13 protein-coding genes and 1 pseudogene are annotated in these 14,248 nt (G+C 70.1%); 7 read left to right on the forward strand and 7 right to left on the reverse strand.

The genetic code is table 11. The features are described from left to right. Nucleotides 1-30: 30 nt before the first annotated feature. The 7 genes from OG729_RS37300 to OG729_RS37330 all read left to right on the forward strand — a co-directional run bounded on the left by OG729_RS37300 (nucleotide 31) and on the right by OG729_RS37330 (nucleotide 6,911). On the forward strand, nucleotides 31-450 hold the full coding sequence (locus OG729_RS37300) for a hypothetical protein (RefSeq protein ID WP_405810502.1): 420 nt from the start codon (nucleotides 31-33) through the stop codon (nucleotides 448-450). 247 nt (nucleotides 451-697) lie between these two features. Next, on the forward strand, nucleotides 698-1,192 hold the full coding sequence (locus tag OG729_RS37305) for a hypothetical protein (protein ID WP_405810503.1): 495 nt from the start codon (nucleotides 698-700) through the stop codon (nucleotides 1,190-1,192). Continuing rightward, the gene (locus tag OG729_RS37310; protein WP_405810505.1) at nucleotides 1,189-2,427 is read left to right on the forward strand and encodes a peptidoglycan-binding protein; all 1,239 of its coding nucleotides are present in this window, start codon (nucleotides 1,189-1,191) and stop codon (nucleotides 2,425-2,427) included. Before OG729_RS37305 ends, OG729_RS37310 begins: the two co-directional genes overlap by 4 nt. 5 nt (nucleotides 2,428-2,432) lie before the next feature. After that, nucleotides 2,433-3,257, forward strand: coding sequence for an ABC transporter ATP-binding protein (locus OG729_RS37315; RefSeq protein WP_405811421.1), 825 nt, complete (start codon nucleotides 2,433-2,435; stop codon nucleotides 3,255-3,257). Then, nucleotides 3,254-4,462 carry an ABC transporter permease gene (locus tag OG729_RS37320; protein WP_405810506.1) on the forward strand — a complete coding sequence of 403 codons (1,209 nt, stop codon included), beginning with the start codon at nucleotides 3,254-3,256 and terminating at the stop codon, nucleotides 4,460-4,462. The genes OG729_RS37315 and OG729_RS37320 overlap by 4 nt, the downstream gene beginning before the upstream one ends. Before the next feature lie 90 nt (nucleotides 4,463-4,552). After that, nucleotides 4,553-5,484, forward strand: a protein-coding gene (locus OG729_RS37325; RefSeq protein ID WP_405803601.1) for an IS5 family transposase whose coding sequence is annotated in 2 segments (ribosomal slippage) — nucleotides 4,553-4,900 and nucleotides 4,903-5,484 — 930 coding nt in all. Because the reading frame shifts where the segments join, the coding sequence is not laid out codon by codon here. Nucleotides 5,485-5,630: 146 nt separating this feature from the next. Then, nucleotides 5,631-6,911: an IS701 family transposase gene (locus OG729_RS37330; protein WP_405803484.1), complete on the forward strand. Its 1,281-nt coding sequence runs from the start codon at nucleotides 5,631-5,633 to the stop codon at nucleotides 6,909-6,911. Between the two features lie 310 nt (nucleotides 6,912-7,221). Here OG729_RS37330 and OG729_RS37335 read toward each other — a convergent pair. From OG729_RS37335 to OG729_RS37365, 7 genes and pseudogenes are all read right to left on the reverse strand, one after another. Continuing rightward, nucleotides 7,222-7,296 (reverse strand): annotated as a pseudogene (locus tag OG729_RS37335) (bacterioferritin); the annotation flags it as partial. Between the two features lie 128 nt (nucleotides 7,297-7,424). Next, entirely contained in the window at nucleotides 7,425-8,573 is a 1,149-nt protein-coding gene (locus OG729_RS37340; RefSeq protein WP_405810507.1) for a vWA domain-containing protein, read from the reverse strand. After that, on the reverse strand, nucleotides 8,566-9,474 hold the full coding sequence (locus OG729_RS37345; RefSeq protein ID WP_405810509.1) for an AAA family ATPase: 909 nt from the start codon (nucleotides 9,472-9,474) through the stop codon (nucleotides 8,566-8,568). Before OG729_RS37345 ends, OG729_RS37340 begins: the two co-directional genes overlap by 8 nt. Continuing rightward, on the reverse strand, nucleotides 9,467-10,393 hold the full coding sequence (locus tag OG729_RS37350) for an XdhC family protein (RefSeq protein WP_405810510.1): 927 nt from the start codon (nucleotides 10,391-10,393) through the stop codon (nucleotides 9,467-9,469). Before OG729_RS37350 ends, OG729_RS37345 begins: the two co-directional genes overlap by 8 nt. 10 nt (nucleotides 10,394-10,403) lie before the next feature. Continuing rightward, nucleotides 10,404-12,776: an aerobic carbon-monoxide dehydrogenase large subunit gene (locus OG729_RS37355; protein ID WP_405810511.1), complete on the reverse strand. Its 2,373-nt coding sequence runs from the start codon at nucleotides 12,774-12,776 to the stop codon at nucleotides 10,404-10,406. Beyond that, nucleotides 12,773-13,294 (reverse strand): (2Fe-2S)-binding protein, encoded by a 522-nt coding sequence (locus OG729_RS37360; RefSeq protein WP_405810512.1) that lies wholly within the window; start codon nucleotides 13,292-13,294, stop codon nucleotides 12,773-12,775. The genes OG729_RS37355 and OG729_RS37360 overlap by 4 nt, the downstream gene beginning before the upstream one ends. A 1-nt stretch (nucleotide 13,295) precedes the next feature. Continuing rightward, entirely contained in the window at nucleotides 13,296-14,168 is an 873-nt protein-coding gene (locus tag OG729_RS37365) for an FAD binding domain-containing protein (protein WP_405810514.1), read from the reverse strand. Nucleotides 14,169-14,248 lie beyond the last annotated feature (80 nt).

Genomic DNA, 14,248 nt, shown 5'->3' on the forward strand with positions numbered 1-14,248 from the left:
GTGCAAAACCAACGCAGTGAATGGGGAGAGATGAGTATTCGAAAGAATCTTGGTCTTGTGGGGGCCGGGGCCCTGCTGATGCTCGGTTCCGGGGTGGGCCTGGCGCCCGCCGCGAGCGCGGCCTCGACCGGCAACGGTCAGGCGGTCTCCGTTGCGCAGAACGCCCAGGGTCAGACGAAGACCGAGGTCGCCTCGAAGTCGCTCGACAAGTCCACCGGTGTCAAGGCCGTCGCCAAGGGCGACGCCAGCACCATGGCCAGCTGCTGGAACGGCTCCACGTCCGGCCAATACATGTACATGACCTGTTCCGGCAACGGCTACCGGGTCTACATCGACTGCTCCAACGGCTACCGGTACATCTTCTCGACGTACTACTACGGCACCTTCAACCACACGATGTGGTGCCCGTCGGGTACGTACGCCATCTGGGGCGGTTCGATCGGCGGCTGATCATGGCCGCTCGCAACTGCTGAAGATCGAATTCGTGGACTGCCCGGACAGTCCACGAATTCGATCTTTTTGTACACCGGCACCGGAATGTTTTCGTCCCTTTCTTCTCAGATGAATTTCATGAGCCTCTCATCGGCCCCTCGGTGGCCCTCGGCAATAATGACTGTCGCATCCGAAGTGCGGAATTCTCCAGAGAGTATTCGACGAGGAGTCGACGTTGAAACTGCAACGATTACATCGAATCGCGATGGGTTCCGTCGCCGCGTTGCTCCCGCTCGTTGTGCTCACAGGTTGCGGGTCCGACGAGAAGAGCGACATCCCCTCCACCGGCGGTAAGAAGGCGCCCAGCAGCAGCGCGAAGAAGCCGGGTGGCGGCGAGCCGGAGGAGGGCGTCCTCAAGTTCGTCCGCTGCCTGCGCCAGAACGGCCTCACGGTCGACGACCCGGCCAAGGACGGAAACCTGTCGATCCAGGTTACGGAGACGCAGGACCAGGCCAAGATCGACAAGGCGCGTAACGCCTGCAAGCAGTTCATGGACCAGGGCGGCAGCGGCGGTGGCGGCGCGGCTTCCGGCGGCAAGGAGAGCGAGGAGCGCAAGGTCTGGCGCCTCAAGGTCGAGAAGTGCATGCGCGCCAAGGGCTTCGACATGGGCAACGTCAAGGAGAACCAGAAGGCGGAGCACGAGAAGGCGTCGAAGGAGTGCTACAAGGAGGCCGGTCCGCTTCCGGATGAGGGGCAGTGAAAGACGGTGACGGCGAGCACGAAGCCATGACCGAAGTCCACGCTCGGCCCCAGGCGCACACCGACACCGTGACCGGGGCCGACGACCACACCCCCCGCCCGCGGCGCTCCCGCGTGCTGCTGGTCTCCATCGCCGTCGTACTCACCGCGGGCACGGTCGCCGCCGTGGTGCTCCGCGACCGGCCGGGCGACGAGCCGCCGACCCGGCTCTCGGAGGCCGCGACCACACCGGTCACCCGGGGCGACCTGGCCGCGACGGACAAGCTCGACGGGACACTGGAGTACGCGGACGAGGTGTATCTGCCCAACCGCCTCACCGGCACCGTGACCTGGGTGGTCCGCCCCGGCGAGACGGTCTCCCGCGGCGGCGTCCTCTACCGAGTCGACGAGAAGCCTGTGGTGCTCCTGTACGGAAAGATCCCGGCCTACCGCGCCTTCGGACCGGACATGTCCGACGGAGGCGACGTACGCCAGCTGGAGAGCAACCTCGCCGCCTTCGGCTACACCGGCTTCACCGTGGACGAGGAGTTCACCGACAACACGGCCGATGCGGTGAAACGCTGGCAGCGCGACCTCGGTCTGCCGAAGACCGGAAGGCTCGAACTCGGCCGTGTCCTGTTCGCGCCGCAGTCCGTCCGGGCGGGTGCGGCCGACCGCAAACCCGGTGACGAGACGCAGAGCGGCAGCCCCGTCCTGGCCACGACCAAGGCCGAACAGGCCGTGACCGTAAAGGCCAAGCTGTCCCAGCAGCAGCTGCTGCCCGTGGGCAAGAGGGTGCTGGTCACTCTCCCCGGCCGCGACAAACCCGTCGCCGGCAAGGTCGCCTCGGTCGGCACGGTGGTGGGCGGCGGGGGAGGCGACGACGACAAGAACAAGGGCGGCGGCGGGGACGGCGGCGACGGAGGCGGCGGCGGGAACGGCGGCGGCGGGAAGAACCCCGAGGGTGGCGACCAGACCGTCGTCGTAAAGATCGCCCTCCTCGACCAGAAGGCCGCGGGCACCCTCACCTACGCCCCAGTCCGTATCGAGGTCGAGAGCGAACGGCGCCAGGGTGTCCTGTCCGTACCCGTCGCCGCGCTGCTCGCCCTGCGGGAAGGCGGATACGGCGTCCAGGTCGTCAAGGGCGACACCACACGCATCATCCCGGTCACCACCGGGATGTTCAGCGGAGGCAGGGTCGAGGTGTCGGGAACCGGAATCACCGAGGGACTCAAGGTCGGGATGCCCGCGCTGTGAACGCCATCATTGAGGTGACGAATGAACCGGCCGCCGGGTCGGCACCGCCCACCGATCCCGTCATCGAGCTCACCGCGGTGACCCGCAGTTACCCCGGAAGCCCGCCCGTCCACGCCGTCCGCGACCTGTCGCTGCGCGTCCTGCCGGGCGAACTGCTCGCCGTGGTCGGCCCTTCGGGATCCGGGAAATCGACCCTGCTCAACCTGATGGGCACCCTCGACCGGCCCACCGATGGCCGCGTCGCCATCGCGGGCTACGCCGTGGACCGGCTGTCCGACCGCGAACTCTCGGCGCTCCGGGCAGAGCACATCGGCTTTGTCTTCCAGCAGTTCTTCCTCACCGCCGGGGTCAGCGCGGTCGACAACGTGGCCGAGGGGCTCTTGTACGCCGGACTGTCCCGGCGCGCCAGGACCGCGGCCGCCGTCGAGAGCCTGCGCCGGGTCGGCCTCGGCCACCGGCTGCGGCACCGCCCGCACGAGCTGTCCGGCGGAGAGCGGCAGCGGGTCGCCCTGGCCCGCGCGGTGGCAGGCCGGCCCTCCCTGCTCCTCGCGGACGAACCCACCGGGTCCCTCGACAGCGCGTCAGGGGCGAGCGTCGTCGAACTGCTGCGGGAGCTCAACGCCGACGGCACCACGATCGTCGTCATCACCCACGACACGGAACTCGCCGCCCGGCTGCCGCGCAGGGTGACCATGCGCGACGGGCGGATGGTCGAGGACGGCGGTCGCCCTGCGCCCGACGGCGGTCATCGCCCGCCCGACGGTGGCCGTACCGCCCCAGGTGCGACCGCCGGTTCCGCCCCCGGCACCGCGCAGGAGGCCGCCCAATGACACCCTCCCGACCTGCGCTGCGCCCGGCCCGCCTGGGACCGCTCGACGTCCTGCGGCTGAGTCTGTCCGGGCTGCGCGCGAAACCCATGCGCGCCGTGTTCTCGGCGGCCGGGATCTCCATCGGTATCGCCGCGATGGTGGCCGTGATGGGCATCTCCACCTCCAGCCGCGCGGAGCTCCAGGCCACCCTCGACACACTGGGGACCAATCTGCTGCACGTCGAAGCGGGGGAGTCCCTGACCGGCGGTGCGGCGAAGCTGCCCACCGGGGTGACCGGGATGGTGCGCCGGGTGCCACCGGTGACCGATGCGAGTGCCGTCGGGACGGTCGACGCCAAGGTGTACCGCTCGGACCTGATCCCGAAGGAGGAGACAAACGCCCTGGAGGTCGCCGCGACCCACCCCGACCTCCTGGCCACCCTGGGCGTACGAACGTCGAGTGGAGTCTGGCTCAACCAGGCCACGGGCAGGTATCCGGCGGTCGTGCTCGGCTCCGCCGCCGCCCGCAGGCTGGGCGTCGTCCGTGCTGATCCGGATGTCCAGATACTGATCGGCGGTCGTTCCTTCACGGTGATCGGCATCCTGGAACCGGTCGTGCTCGCACCCGAGCTGAACAGCTCGGCGCTGGTCGGGTTCAAGGCCGCGCAGCAGAACCTGGGCTTCGACGGGCACCCTACGGCCGTCTACCTCCGGGCCGAGGAGCACGCGGTGAGCGACGTCCGCAATGTGCTGGCCCGTACGGTCAATCCGGAACAGCCCGACGCGGTACGGGTCGCCCGACCGTCGGACGCGCTGGCGGCGAAGCTGGCCGCCGAGGAGGCGTTCACCGGGCTGCTGCTCGGTATCGGAGCGGTCGCCCTGCTCGTCGGCGGCATCGGTGTCGCCAACACAATGGTCATCGCGGTGCTGGAACGACGTGGCGAGATCGGGCTGCGCAGGGCACTCGGTGCCACCCGGGGCCAGGTCCGCAACCAGTTCTTCACCGAATCCCTGGTGCTGTCCGGGCTCGGAGGCTGCGGTGGCGCGGTCCTCGGACTGCTGATCACCATCGGGTACGCGGAGCACCGGGGCTGGCCGGTCGCCCTGCCGGCGACCGCCGTGCTGGCAGCAGCGGCGGGCACTCTGGTCATCGGGGCCGTGGCCGGGCTGTATCCGGCGATGCGCGCGGCGCGGGTCTCTCCGACGGTGGCCCTAGCCTCGAGCTGACATGGGGCGGTGCCCATGGTGCGGCAAGGGTTTAGGCACTGTTTCTCGGATCTCGGGACGTGAGCGGGGGGTTGGGGTCAGGCTCGGGGTATGGGCCGTGGGGATCTGACAAATGCGGAATGGGATCGGCTGGCTTCGTGCTTACCTCGTGGTGGTACTCGTGGGGGCCGGTGGAGCGATCACCGTCGGGTGATCAACGGGGTCCTCTACCGGGTGCGGACGGGTGTTCAGTGGCGGGATCTTCCGGAACGGTTCGGGCCGTGGGAGACGGTCTATAAGCGGCATCGCCGCTGGTCCGCGGATGGAACGTGGGAGATGCTGCTGTCGAAGGTCCAGGCCGCCGAGGACGCCGCGGGCCGGATCGACTGGGACGTCTCGGTGGACTCAACAGCGGTGCGGGCCCACCAGCACGCCGCCGGCGCAAGGAAGGCTCGGCCGGCCGCGGTTGTTCAAAAGGGGGCCGTCCGGGGGACGAACCAGGCCGATCCGGTGCTTCGGAAGCTGGCCGCCCGATTGGCGGAGGTGGTCAGATCGGCGAATGCCTGGGACGCTCCCGCGGAGGCTTCACGACCAAAATCCACCTCGCCGCGGAGGGACGATGCCGACCCCTCGCCCTCGTCCTGACACCCGGACACTACGGCGACGGCCCTCAGCTCGAGCGCGTGCTGGAGCAGGTATCCGTGCCTCGCACCGGAGTCGGGCGGCCCCGCACCCGCCCCGACCATGTCCTGGCGGACAAGGCCTACACGTCCCGAATTAACCGTCGTTACCTGCGACGACGTGGAATCCGGCACACCATCCCCGAACGTCTCGACCAGCAAGAACACCGCCGCAACCGCGGTTCCCGAGGCGGCCGGCCCACCGGTTTCGACAGCGAGCGCTACAAGAAGCGCAACACCGTCGAACGCGCCATCAACCGGTTGAAGGGCTTCCGAGCCGTCGCCACCCGCTACGAGAAACGCGCCTACATCTACCTCGGCACCGTCACACTCGCAGCACTCCTGATCTGGCTCCGCACATGATCCGAGAAACAGCGCCTAGTACTCCAGCAGGATTTCGCTGTCTGACCTGCGGGTTTCGCTGGGCGGCTGGAGTGTAGCGGGCTGTGGAGTGGTCAGGGGCGGTCTCACGGAGGCCGCCCCTCGAACGTGCGACAACGCCGCAGGTAATGACAGCGGTTGGGAAAGCTCCCCACGTGATCTTCGAGAGTGCTGCCGAGCAGTGGGACCTTGAACTGGACGACCTCTTCGTGACCATCGGTCATCACTTCGGCCGTGTGGAGCTTCGCCGCCGCATGCGTGACTACGTACGCGGACTGCTCGCCCCGGTGGCCCGAAAGAACAGCTGGCAGCTGGCCGAACAGGCAGGCCATGCCACCCCCGACGGTCTGCAGCACCTGCTCGCCGGCGCAAAGTGGGAGCCCGACGACATCCGCGACGACCTGCAGCAATACGTCGCCGACAAGCTCGGTGAGGACGGCGGGGTCCTCATCATCGACGACACCGGCTTCATCAAGAAGGGCACCACCTCCGCCGGGGTTCAGCGCCAATACTCCGGAACCGCCGGCCGCACCGAGAACTGCCAGATCGGTGTCTTCGCCGCCTACGCCTCCGGCCGCGGGCGCGCCTTGGTGGACCGGGAGTTGTATCTGCCCAAGTCCTGGGCCGAGGACCGTGAACGCTGCCGCGCGGCCAAAGTCCCCGACGACCAGGCGTTTGCCACCAAGGGCGAACTGGCCCGGCGCATGGTGCTGCGGGCCCTCGCCTCACCGCTGCCCATCGCCTGGGTCACTGCGGATTCCGCCTACGGCCAGGAGAGTCGCTTCCGTCGGCTGCTGGAGCAGTCGGGCGTCGGCTATGTGCTGGCCGTGCCCAAGTCCCAGTTCACTGTGGGCTGTCCCCGCATCGAGGGCCTGTTCGCACAGGCCCCGGCCGAGGCGTGGGAGAAGATCTCATGCGGAGACGGCGCGAAGGGACCGCGGGTCTACCACTGGGCGGCGGTGCGGCTGCCGGCCGTCGCCGAGTTCGACTACCAGGGCGAGGTCCCCCATCGGATGCGGTGGGCGCTGGCCCGTCGCAGCATCCGCAAGCCCGACGAAGTCGCCTACTACCTCGCCTACGCCCCTTTGGAGACCACCGCCCGGGAACTGGTGCGGATCGCCGGGTCGCGCTGGGCGATCGAGGAGTGTTTCCAGGCCGCGAAGAACGAGTGCGGCTTGGACCAGTACGAAGTCCGCCGTTACGTGGGCTGGTACCGGCACATCACCCTCGCCATGCTCGCGCACGCCTTCCTGGCAGCCACGGCACACCAGGCCAGGGAAAAGGGGGCGGAACCGGTGAGGCAGCCGGGGCCATCGCGCTCACAGTGGCGGAGGTTCGGCGACTCCTGGCAGCTTGTCGTCCCCGGCCCCCGCACCTGCGCGGACGCCGAGGCCGACGCCACGCGATGAGCTGGTCGAACTGGCGCCGACGACGCCAGGCAGTCGCCCGTCGCTGTCATTACCTGCGGCGTTGTCGCACGTTCGAGGGGCGGCCTCCGTGAGACCGCCCCTGACCACTCCACAGCCCGCTACACTCCAGCCGCCCAGCGAAACCCGCAGGTCAGACAGCGAAATCCTGCTGGAGTACTAGTGCCCCCAGGGGATTCTGAGGGACCAGCTGGATGCGCTGGTGGTGTTCGCGCCTGCGCTTGCGTGCCGTACCTGCAAGGGACTGACCGTGGAGGGTGAGGGTGAGGGTGAGGGTGCCGGAGTCGGGCTAGTACTGATTGATCGCGGTCAGCTCGGCGGTCAGCTGCTCGTTGAGGAACTCCATGATCTCGGGGTCACCCTGCATGGCTCGCTGGCCGGTCGCCCTGCCGGCGACCGCCGTGCTGGCAGCAGCGGTGCGCTAACTCCGCCGCCCGGTGCCGGCGGTGCAGAGCGGAGCCCCCTGCCCTTCGGTAACGTCGAGGACGGGCAGGGTCATCGGCGGTGGCGCGGCGCGGACAGTGCGGCGGTGAAGTCGTCCAGGGCCGCGAGGTTGTGGGCGCTGACGACGGCATCGCAGTAGGGCAGCGCTGCAGCCATGCCGGCCACGAGCGGACGGTAACGCGGGCTTGCCGTACGCGGGTTGACCCATACGACGCGGTAGGCGACCCGGGACAGCCGCGCCATGTGGGTGGCGAGGTCGGCGGGCGCGCCGGTGTCCCAGCCGTCGGAGATGATGGCGACCACGGCGCCGTGCGCCATACCGCGCCGGCCGAACCGTTCGTTGAACTCCGCCAGGCACTCGGCTATCCGGGTGCCCCCGGACCAGTCCGGGGCCGCCCGTCCGGCCCGTGCCAGGGCGTCGTCCGGCCCGGTCCGACGGAGGGCGGGCGTGAGGCGGGTGAGCCGGGTGGCGAAGGTGAAGACCTCGGCGCGGGCGGCGCGGGCGGCACAGTAAAGCAGTTGCAGCATCGCGCGGGCATAGGGCTCCATCGATCCGGAGATGTCGCAGAGCACGATGAGGTCGCGGGGGCGGGCGCGGAGCTCGAAGCGGTGCAGCCGCAGCGGGTACCCGCCGGTGCGCCGGCTGGCGGAGAGGGTGCGGCGCACGTCGATGCGCGCACCGTGGTGCGCGGTGCGCCGCCGGCGGGACGGCCGGGTCGGAGTGCGAAGCACAAGGGTGCGCATCACCTCGGAGAGCCGCGCCAGTTCCTCGGCGGACAGGTCCGCGAAGTCGCGGTTGGCGAGACGGTCGAGCGGACTGGCGGCGAGGGGTACGGGAGCCTCCCGCGGCTGTGCGTCGGCCTCCCGGCCGTGTCCGTCCGCCGTGGCCTTCCGGGCGCCGGGGACACGGCCGGGAACGGTGTCCGGAAGCGATCGGGCCGGGTCGCCGGGCTGCCCGCGCTGTGCTCCACGGTCGGCCGGGCCGCCGAAGACGTCGCGGAAGACCGCGTCGAACGGCTCGATCTGCTCGCGGTCGGACACCAGGGTGGCGAGCGCGCAGTGCCGCAGCTCGCCCGTCGTCGACGGTGCCAGCAGGGTGAGCGCCCGAGCGAAGCTACGGGTACGGTCGGGGCCCACCGCGATCCCTGCGTCGTGCAGGGCGGCGGTGAACGAGGCTGCCAGTTCCGGCAGGTCAGGCATCGGAACCTGCCTCCGCGTCGATCAGCTCTGCCAGTCCGGCCCGGCGCACGGCCTCCAGGTCCTCGGCGTACTTGAGTACCGCCCCCAGAGTGCGGTCGGCGGCGTCGGCGTCGAGAACGGAGAGCCCCAGCGCGTGCAGCGCGCCCGCCCAGTCGATCGCCTCGGCGATGCCGGGTGGCTTGGTGAGCTCCTGCCGGGCACGCAGACGCGCCACCCCGCGCGCCACGCGCGCGGCCAGCCACTCGGACGACTCCGGCACTCGTCTGCGGATGATCGCGGCGACTCGTGCGGTGTCCGGGTAGTCGATCCAGTGGTAGAGGCAGCGGCGTTTGAGCGCGTCGTGCAGATCCCGGGTGCGGTTGGAGGTCAGTACGGCCACCGGCGGCACCACAGCCGTGCGGGTGCCCAGTTCGGGGATCGTGACCGCGGCATCGGCGAGCAGCTCCAGCAGGAACGCCTCGAATTCGTCGTCGGCGCGGTCCACCTCGTCGATGAGCAGCACCGCCGGCCGCGGTCCCGGGTGGCAGATCGCGGCGAGCAGCGGCCGCGGCAGCAGGTAGTCCTCGGCGAACAGGTCGGCGTCCCGCAGGGGCTCCCCGCGGGACTCGGCCAGCCGGATGGCCAGTAGTTGCCGTGGATAGTTCCACTCATAGAGGGCCTCGGCCGAGGACAGTCCCTCGTAGCACTGCAGCCGGATCAGCGGGGTGTCGAGCACGGCGGCGAGCGCGCGTGCCGCCTCGGTCTTGCCGACGCCGGGCTCGCCCTCCAGCAGGATCGGCTGCCGCATGCGCACGGCCAGCAGCAGCGCCGTGGCCAGGGCGTCGTCGGCCAGGTAGCCGACGGCGTCCAGACGCGAGCGCAGGGCGGGGACGTCGGGTACGAGGGGGTCGAGGTCAGTCATGCGCGTAGCGGGAGGGGTCGTCGTCGAAGGCGTGCCGGCACACCGGCCCGCAGAAGTACACCCTGCTGCCGGCCCGGTCCAGTGAGGGGGTGGCGGGTGTGATCGCCACGGTCATGCCGCACACGGGATCCACGTCCGCGGCCACGGCCTGCGGCGCGGCGGAGTCGGCTCCGGGGCGCACGGCTAGGGCCGCCTGCGGCCGCAATGCGATGATCTCGGCGTACACCGAGAGCGCGATCTCTCCCGGGGTCCGCGCGCCGATGTCCAGGCCGGCCGGGGTGTGGACATGCGCGCGTTGTTCCTCGGTGAGACCCAGCCCGGCGAGCACCACCGCGCCGCGCTTCGGACTGGCCACCAGCCCGATGTACGGGATCCCGGCGCGTGCGGCCTCGATCAGCACGGTCTCCTCGTCGCGGCCGTGCGTGGCGATGACGATGACGTCCAGATCGGGCGGCAGCGGCTCCCCGGGCGAGGCCGGTCGGGCGTCGAGGCCGAGCGCACGACCGACGTCGAGCAGAGCGCGGGCGATGGGGGCGTGTCCGTAGACGTACGCCAACGCAGAAGGGAGGTTGGCCTCCAGGAAGATGTCGAGCGTCCCGCCCGACAGGCAGGGGTTGGCCACCGTGAACAGACCTTCGCCCGGCTCCTGTGCGCCTTCGGCCCCGGTGTCCGCGGCGGGCGTGATCCTCAGCAGCAGCGACTCGCCGGTCTCCAGCACCCGCAGGCCCTGCAGTTGCACCGTCGTCTCGGCGCATGTGCCGCCCACGAAGCCCTCGACGGTGCCGTCGGGCAGCACCAGCGCGCTGTCCCCGGGCTTGGCGCTCGTGGGCCTTTCCGCGTGGACGACGGTGGCCAGGACGAACGGGGTCCGGCCGTGCCGGAGCACGTCCGCGCGGGCCAGCAGTTCGGTGTTCGTCATCGCGGTGGCCTCAGGTGATCGCCAGGTCGGTGCGCAGCGGCCGGCCCTGGGCGGCCCGCCACACGGCGGCGGGCGTCAGCGGCATGTCGACATGGCGTACGCCGAGCGGCTTCAGCGCGTCGACCACGGCGTTGACCACCGCGGCGGGCGAGCCCACCGTGGCGGACTCGCCGACGCCCTTGGCTCCGATGGGGTGGTGCGGGGAGGGGGTGACGGTCTCGCCGAGCTCCCAGGACGGGCACTCGACCGAGGTGGGCAGGAGATAGTCCATGAACGACCCGCCGAGGCAGTTGCCGTCCTCGTCGAAGGCGATCACCTGCATGAGCGCCATGCCGAGGCCATCGGCGAGCCCGCCGTGCACCTGACCCTCCACGATCATGGGGTTGATCCGGTTGCCGCAGTCGTCCACGGCGATGAACCGGCGGACCTTGACCTGGCCGGTGTCCGCGTCCACGTCGGTGACGCAAATGTATGCGCCGAAGGGGAAGGTGAGGTTCGGCGGGTTGTAGACGCAGGTCGCGTCCAACTGGCCCTCGACGCCCTCGGGCAGCTCCAGGTTGGAGTGCGCCGCGAGGGCGATCTCGGCCATGGTCTTTCCCTGGTCGGGGTCGCCCGTGACGAACCAGCGGCCCTTCTCCCATTCCAGGTCGTCCGGGTTCACTTCGAGCATCGCGGAGGCGACGATCTTCGCGCGTTCGCGCACCTTGCGGGAGACCATCGCCGCCGCCGCTCCGGACACGGGCGTCGAGCGGGATCCGTAGGTACCGAGACCGAACGGGGTCTGGTCGGTGTCGCCGTGCACCACCTCGACGTCCTCGGGCGGGATGCCCAGCTCCTCGGCGACGATCTGCGCGAAGGTCGTCTCGTGACCCTGGCCCTGGGACTGAACGGAGATCCGCAGCACCGCCTTGCCGGTCGGGTGAACGCGCAGCTCGGCACCGTCGGCCATGCCCAGCCCGAGGATGTCCATGTGCTTGCGCGGGCCGGCGCCGACGGCCTCGGTGAAGAAGCTGACCCCGATGCCCATCAGCTCGCCGCGCTCGCGCTTCTCGGACTGCTCCCGGCGCAGGTCGTCGTAGTGCGCGATGTCCATCGCCAGCCGCAGGGTCCTCGGGTAGTCGCCGGAGTCGTACTCCCACCCGGTCTGCGTCTTGTACGGGAACTGCCCGGGCCGCAGCAGGTTGCGCATCCGCAGCTCGGCCGGGTCGGAGTCGAGCTTGTCCGCGAGCAGGTCGACCATCCGCTCGACCAGGTACACGGCCTCGGTGACGCGGAACGAGCAGGCGTAGGCGACACCGCCGGGCGCCTTGTTGGTGTAGACGCCCGTCACGGTGCAGTGCGCGGCGGCCAGGTCGTACGAGCCGGTGAAGACGCCGAAGAAGCCGGCGGGGAAGTTGGACGGCTGCGCGGTTGCGTTGAAGGCGCCGTGGTCGGCGATCACTTGGACCCGAAGGGCCTGGATCTTCCCGTCCTGCGTCGCCGCGATCTCCCCGTGCATGTGGTAGTCGCGGGCGAAGGAGGTACTCATCAGGTTCTCCGAGCGGTCCTCCACCCACTTGACCGGCTTGCCGGTGACGATCGAACCGACGACCGCGCACACGTAACCCGGATAGATGCCGACCTTGTTGCCGAAGCCGCCCCCGATGTCCGGAGAGATGATCCGGATCTTGTGCTCCGGGATGCCGGACACCATGGCGTAGAGCGTGCGGTGTGCATGCGGGGCCTGGGTGGTGGACCACACCGTCAGCTTTCCGGTGATGGCGTCCATGTCCGCCACGGTGCCGCAGGTCTCCAGCGGCGCCGGGTGCACCCGCGGGTACAGCATGTCCTGCTCCACCACGACGTCGGCGGCTGCGAAGACCTCGTCGGTGCGCTCCTTGTCGCCCGCCGACCAGTCGAAGATGTGGTTGTCGGTCTGCTGGTCCTTGTCGTCGCGGATCACCGGCGCGTCCGGGTCGAGCGCCCGGCGGGCGTCGACAAGCGGCGGCAGCGGCTCGTATTCCACGTCGATCAGTTCGAGGGCGTCCCGGGCGGCGTAGCGGTCCTCGGCGACGACGAAGGCGACCTCCTGCCCCTGGAAGCGCACCTTGTCGGTGGCGAGCACCGCCTGAGTGTCGTACGAGAGCGTGGGCATCCAGGCCAGCCCGAGACCGGCCAGGGTCTCCCCGGTGATCACGGCCTTGACCTTCGGGTGCGCCTCGGCGGCGCTGGTGTCGACGGACACGATCCGGGCGTGCGCCAGCGGGCTGCGCAGGACGGCGCCGTGCAGCATCCCGGGGAGCTTGACGTCGTCGACGTAGGTCCCGTGGCCGCGGACGAACCTCGCGTCCTCCTTGCGGGGCATGCGTCCGAAGCCGACCGGCCGTTCCTCGGTGGTCGTCATGTCCGCACCTCCTCGCGGCCGGGCGCCGGCTCGGTTTCCGCGTCGGCGGTCCGCGCCGCGCCGCCGTGCTCGGCGGCCCAACGGATGGAGCGCACGATGTTCTCGTAACCGGTGCAGCGGCACATTTGTCCGGAGATGGCCTTCCGGATGTCCTCCTCGGACGGATCCGCGTTGTGGTCGAGCAGCCAGCGGGCGGTCATCATCATCCCCGGCGTGCAGAAGCCGCACTGCAGCCCGTGGCAGGCGACGAATCCCTGCTGCACCGGGTCGAGTTCGGCCCCGTGCGCCAGGCCCTCCACGGTCCGAACCTCATGGCCGTCGGCCATCACCGCGAGCACGGTGCAGGACTTCACCGGCGTCCCGTCCAACCAGACCGCGCACACCCCGCAGTTGGAGGTGTCGCAGCCCCAATGGGTGCCGGTGAGCCCGAGTTCGTCGCGCAGGAAGTGCACCAGCAGCAGCCTGGGCTCCACGTCCCTGGTGTGCTGCTCGCCGTTCACGGTCACGGTGATCCGCATGTCACGCCTCCTGCCCCTGGGCGCGGGCGGCGGCGGTACGCAGCGCCCGTAGGGTGAGCTCCCCGGCCAGATGCCGCTTGTAGTCGACCGGGCCGCGCTGGTCGGCTGTCGGCCTGCACTCCTGCGAGGCGATCCGGCCCGCCTCGGCGAAGCCCTCGTCGTCCGGCCGTCCGCCGCGCAGGAAGTCCTCGGCCCCCTCGGCCACGAATCGTGGGGCACCCACTGCGGTCAGCCCGATCCCGGCCTCGGTGATGACCCCGTCGGAGATCTCCAGCACCGCTCCGGCGGCGACGACCGCCCAGTCGCCGACCCGGCGCTCGACCTTGCGGTAGGCGCTGGCGTGCGAACGGATGGGCACTCGGATTTCCACCAGAAGCTCCGCTTCGTCCAGGGCGGTCTCGTACGGCCCGAGGAAGAACTCCCTGATCCCGATGGTGCGCCGGCCGCCGGGCCCTTGGGCGACAAGGGTCGCCCGCAGTGCCGAGAACGCCGCGGACAGGTCCTCCGACGGATCGGCCTGGCACAGCGAGCCGCCTACGGTGCCGCGGTTGCGTACGAGCGGATCGGCGATGACCCGTTCCGCGTCCCGCAGGATGGGGAAGTGCTCGCCGACGACCGGCGAGGCGAGCAGCTCCGCGTGGCGGACCATCGCTCCGACGGACAGTTCGTGCCCGTCCACCCGGATCAACGCCAGCTCGTCGAGGCCGTTGATATCGATCAGGGCTTCGGGCTGGGCCAGCCGCAGCTTCATCATCGGCAGCAGGCTGTGTCCGCCCGCCACCACCCGGGCCTCGGGTCCGTACCGTGTGAGCAGCTCGATCGCCTGCTCGAGGCTGGTGGCGCTCTCGTACTGGAACGCGGCTGGAACCTGCATCGAGCCCTCCTGGAACGCTGTGCCCCTGTGCAGTGATGCTGCGCTCTTCCTCACCGGCCCTGCAATGCGTCGATAAGCAT

Source organism: Streptomyces sp. NBC_00210 (assembly GCF_045160975.1).
GTDB lineage: Bacteria > Actinomycetota > Actinomycetes > Streptomycetales > Streptomycetaceae > Streptomyces.

What these genes read in the sequence shown, in the direction of transcription:
- OG729_RS37300 (WP_405810502.1), top strand. Translation starts at nt 31, where the DNA reads ATGAGTATTCGAAAGAATCTTGGTCTTGTGGGGGCCGGGGCCCTGCTG.
- OG729_RS37305 (WP_405810503.1), top strand. Translation starts at nt 698, where the DNA reads ATGGGTTCCGTCGCCGCGTTGCTCCCGCTCGTTGTGCTCACAGGTTGC.
- OG729_RS37320 (WP_405810506.1), top strand. Translation starts at nt 3,254, where the DNA reads ATGACACCCTCCCGACCTGCGCTGCGCCCGGCCCGCCTGGGACCGCTC.
- OG729_RS37330 (WP_405803484.1), top strand. Translation starts at nt 5,631, where the DNA reads ATGACAGCGGTTGGGAAAGCTCCCCACGTGATCTTCGAGAGTGCTGCC.
- OG729_RS37340 (WP_405810507.1), bottom strand. Translation starts at nt 8,573, where the DNA reads ATGCCTGACCTGCCGGAACTGGCAGCCTCGTTCACCGCCGCCCTGCAC.
- OG729_RS37345 (WP_405810509.1), bottom strand. Translation starts at nt 9,474, where the DNA reads ATGACTGACCTCGACCCCCTCGTACCCGACGTCCCCGCCCTGCGCTCG.
- OG729_RS37350 (WP_405810510.1), bottom strand. Translation starts at nt 10,393, where the DNA reads ATGACGAACACCGAACTGCTGGCCCGCGCGGACGTGCTCCGGCACGGC.
- OG729_RS37355 (WP_405810511.1), bottom strand. Translation starts at nt 12,776, where the DNA reads ATGACGACCACCGAGGAACGGCCGGTCGGCTTCGGACGCATGCCCCGC.
- OG729_RS37360 (WP_405810512.1), bottom strand. Translation starts at nt 13,294, where the DNA reads ATGCGGATCACCGTGACCGTGAACGGCGAGCAGCACACCAGGGACGTG.
- OG729_RS37365 (WP_405810514.1), bottom strand. Translation starts at nt 14,168, where the DNA reads ATGCAGGTTCCAGCCGCGTTCCAGTACGAGAGCGCCACCAGCCTCGAG.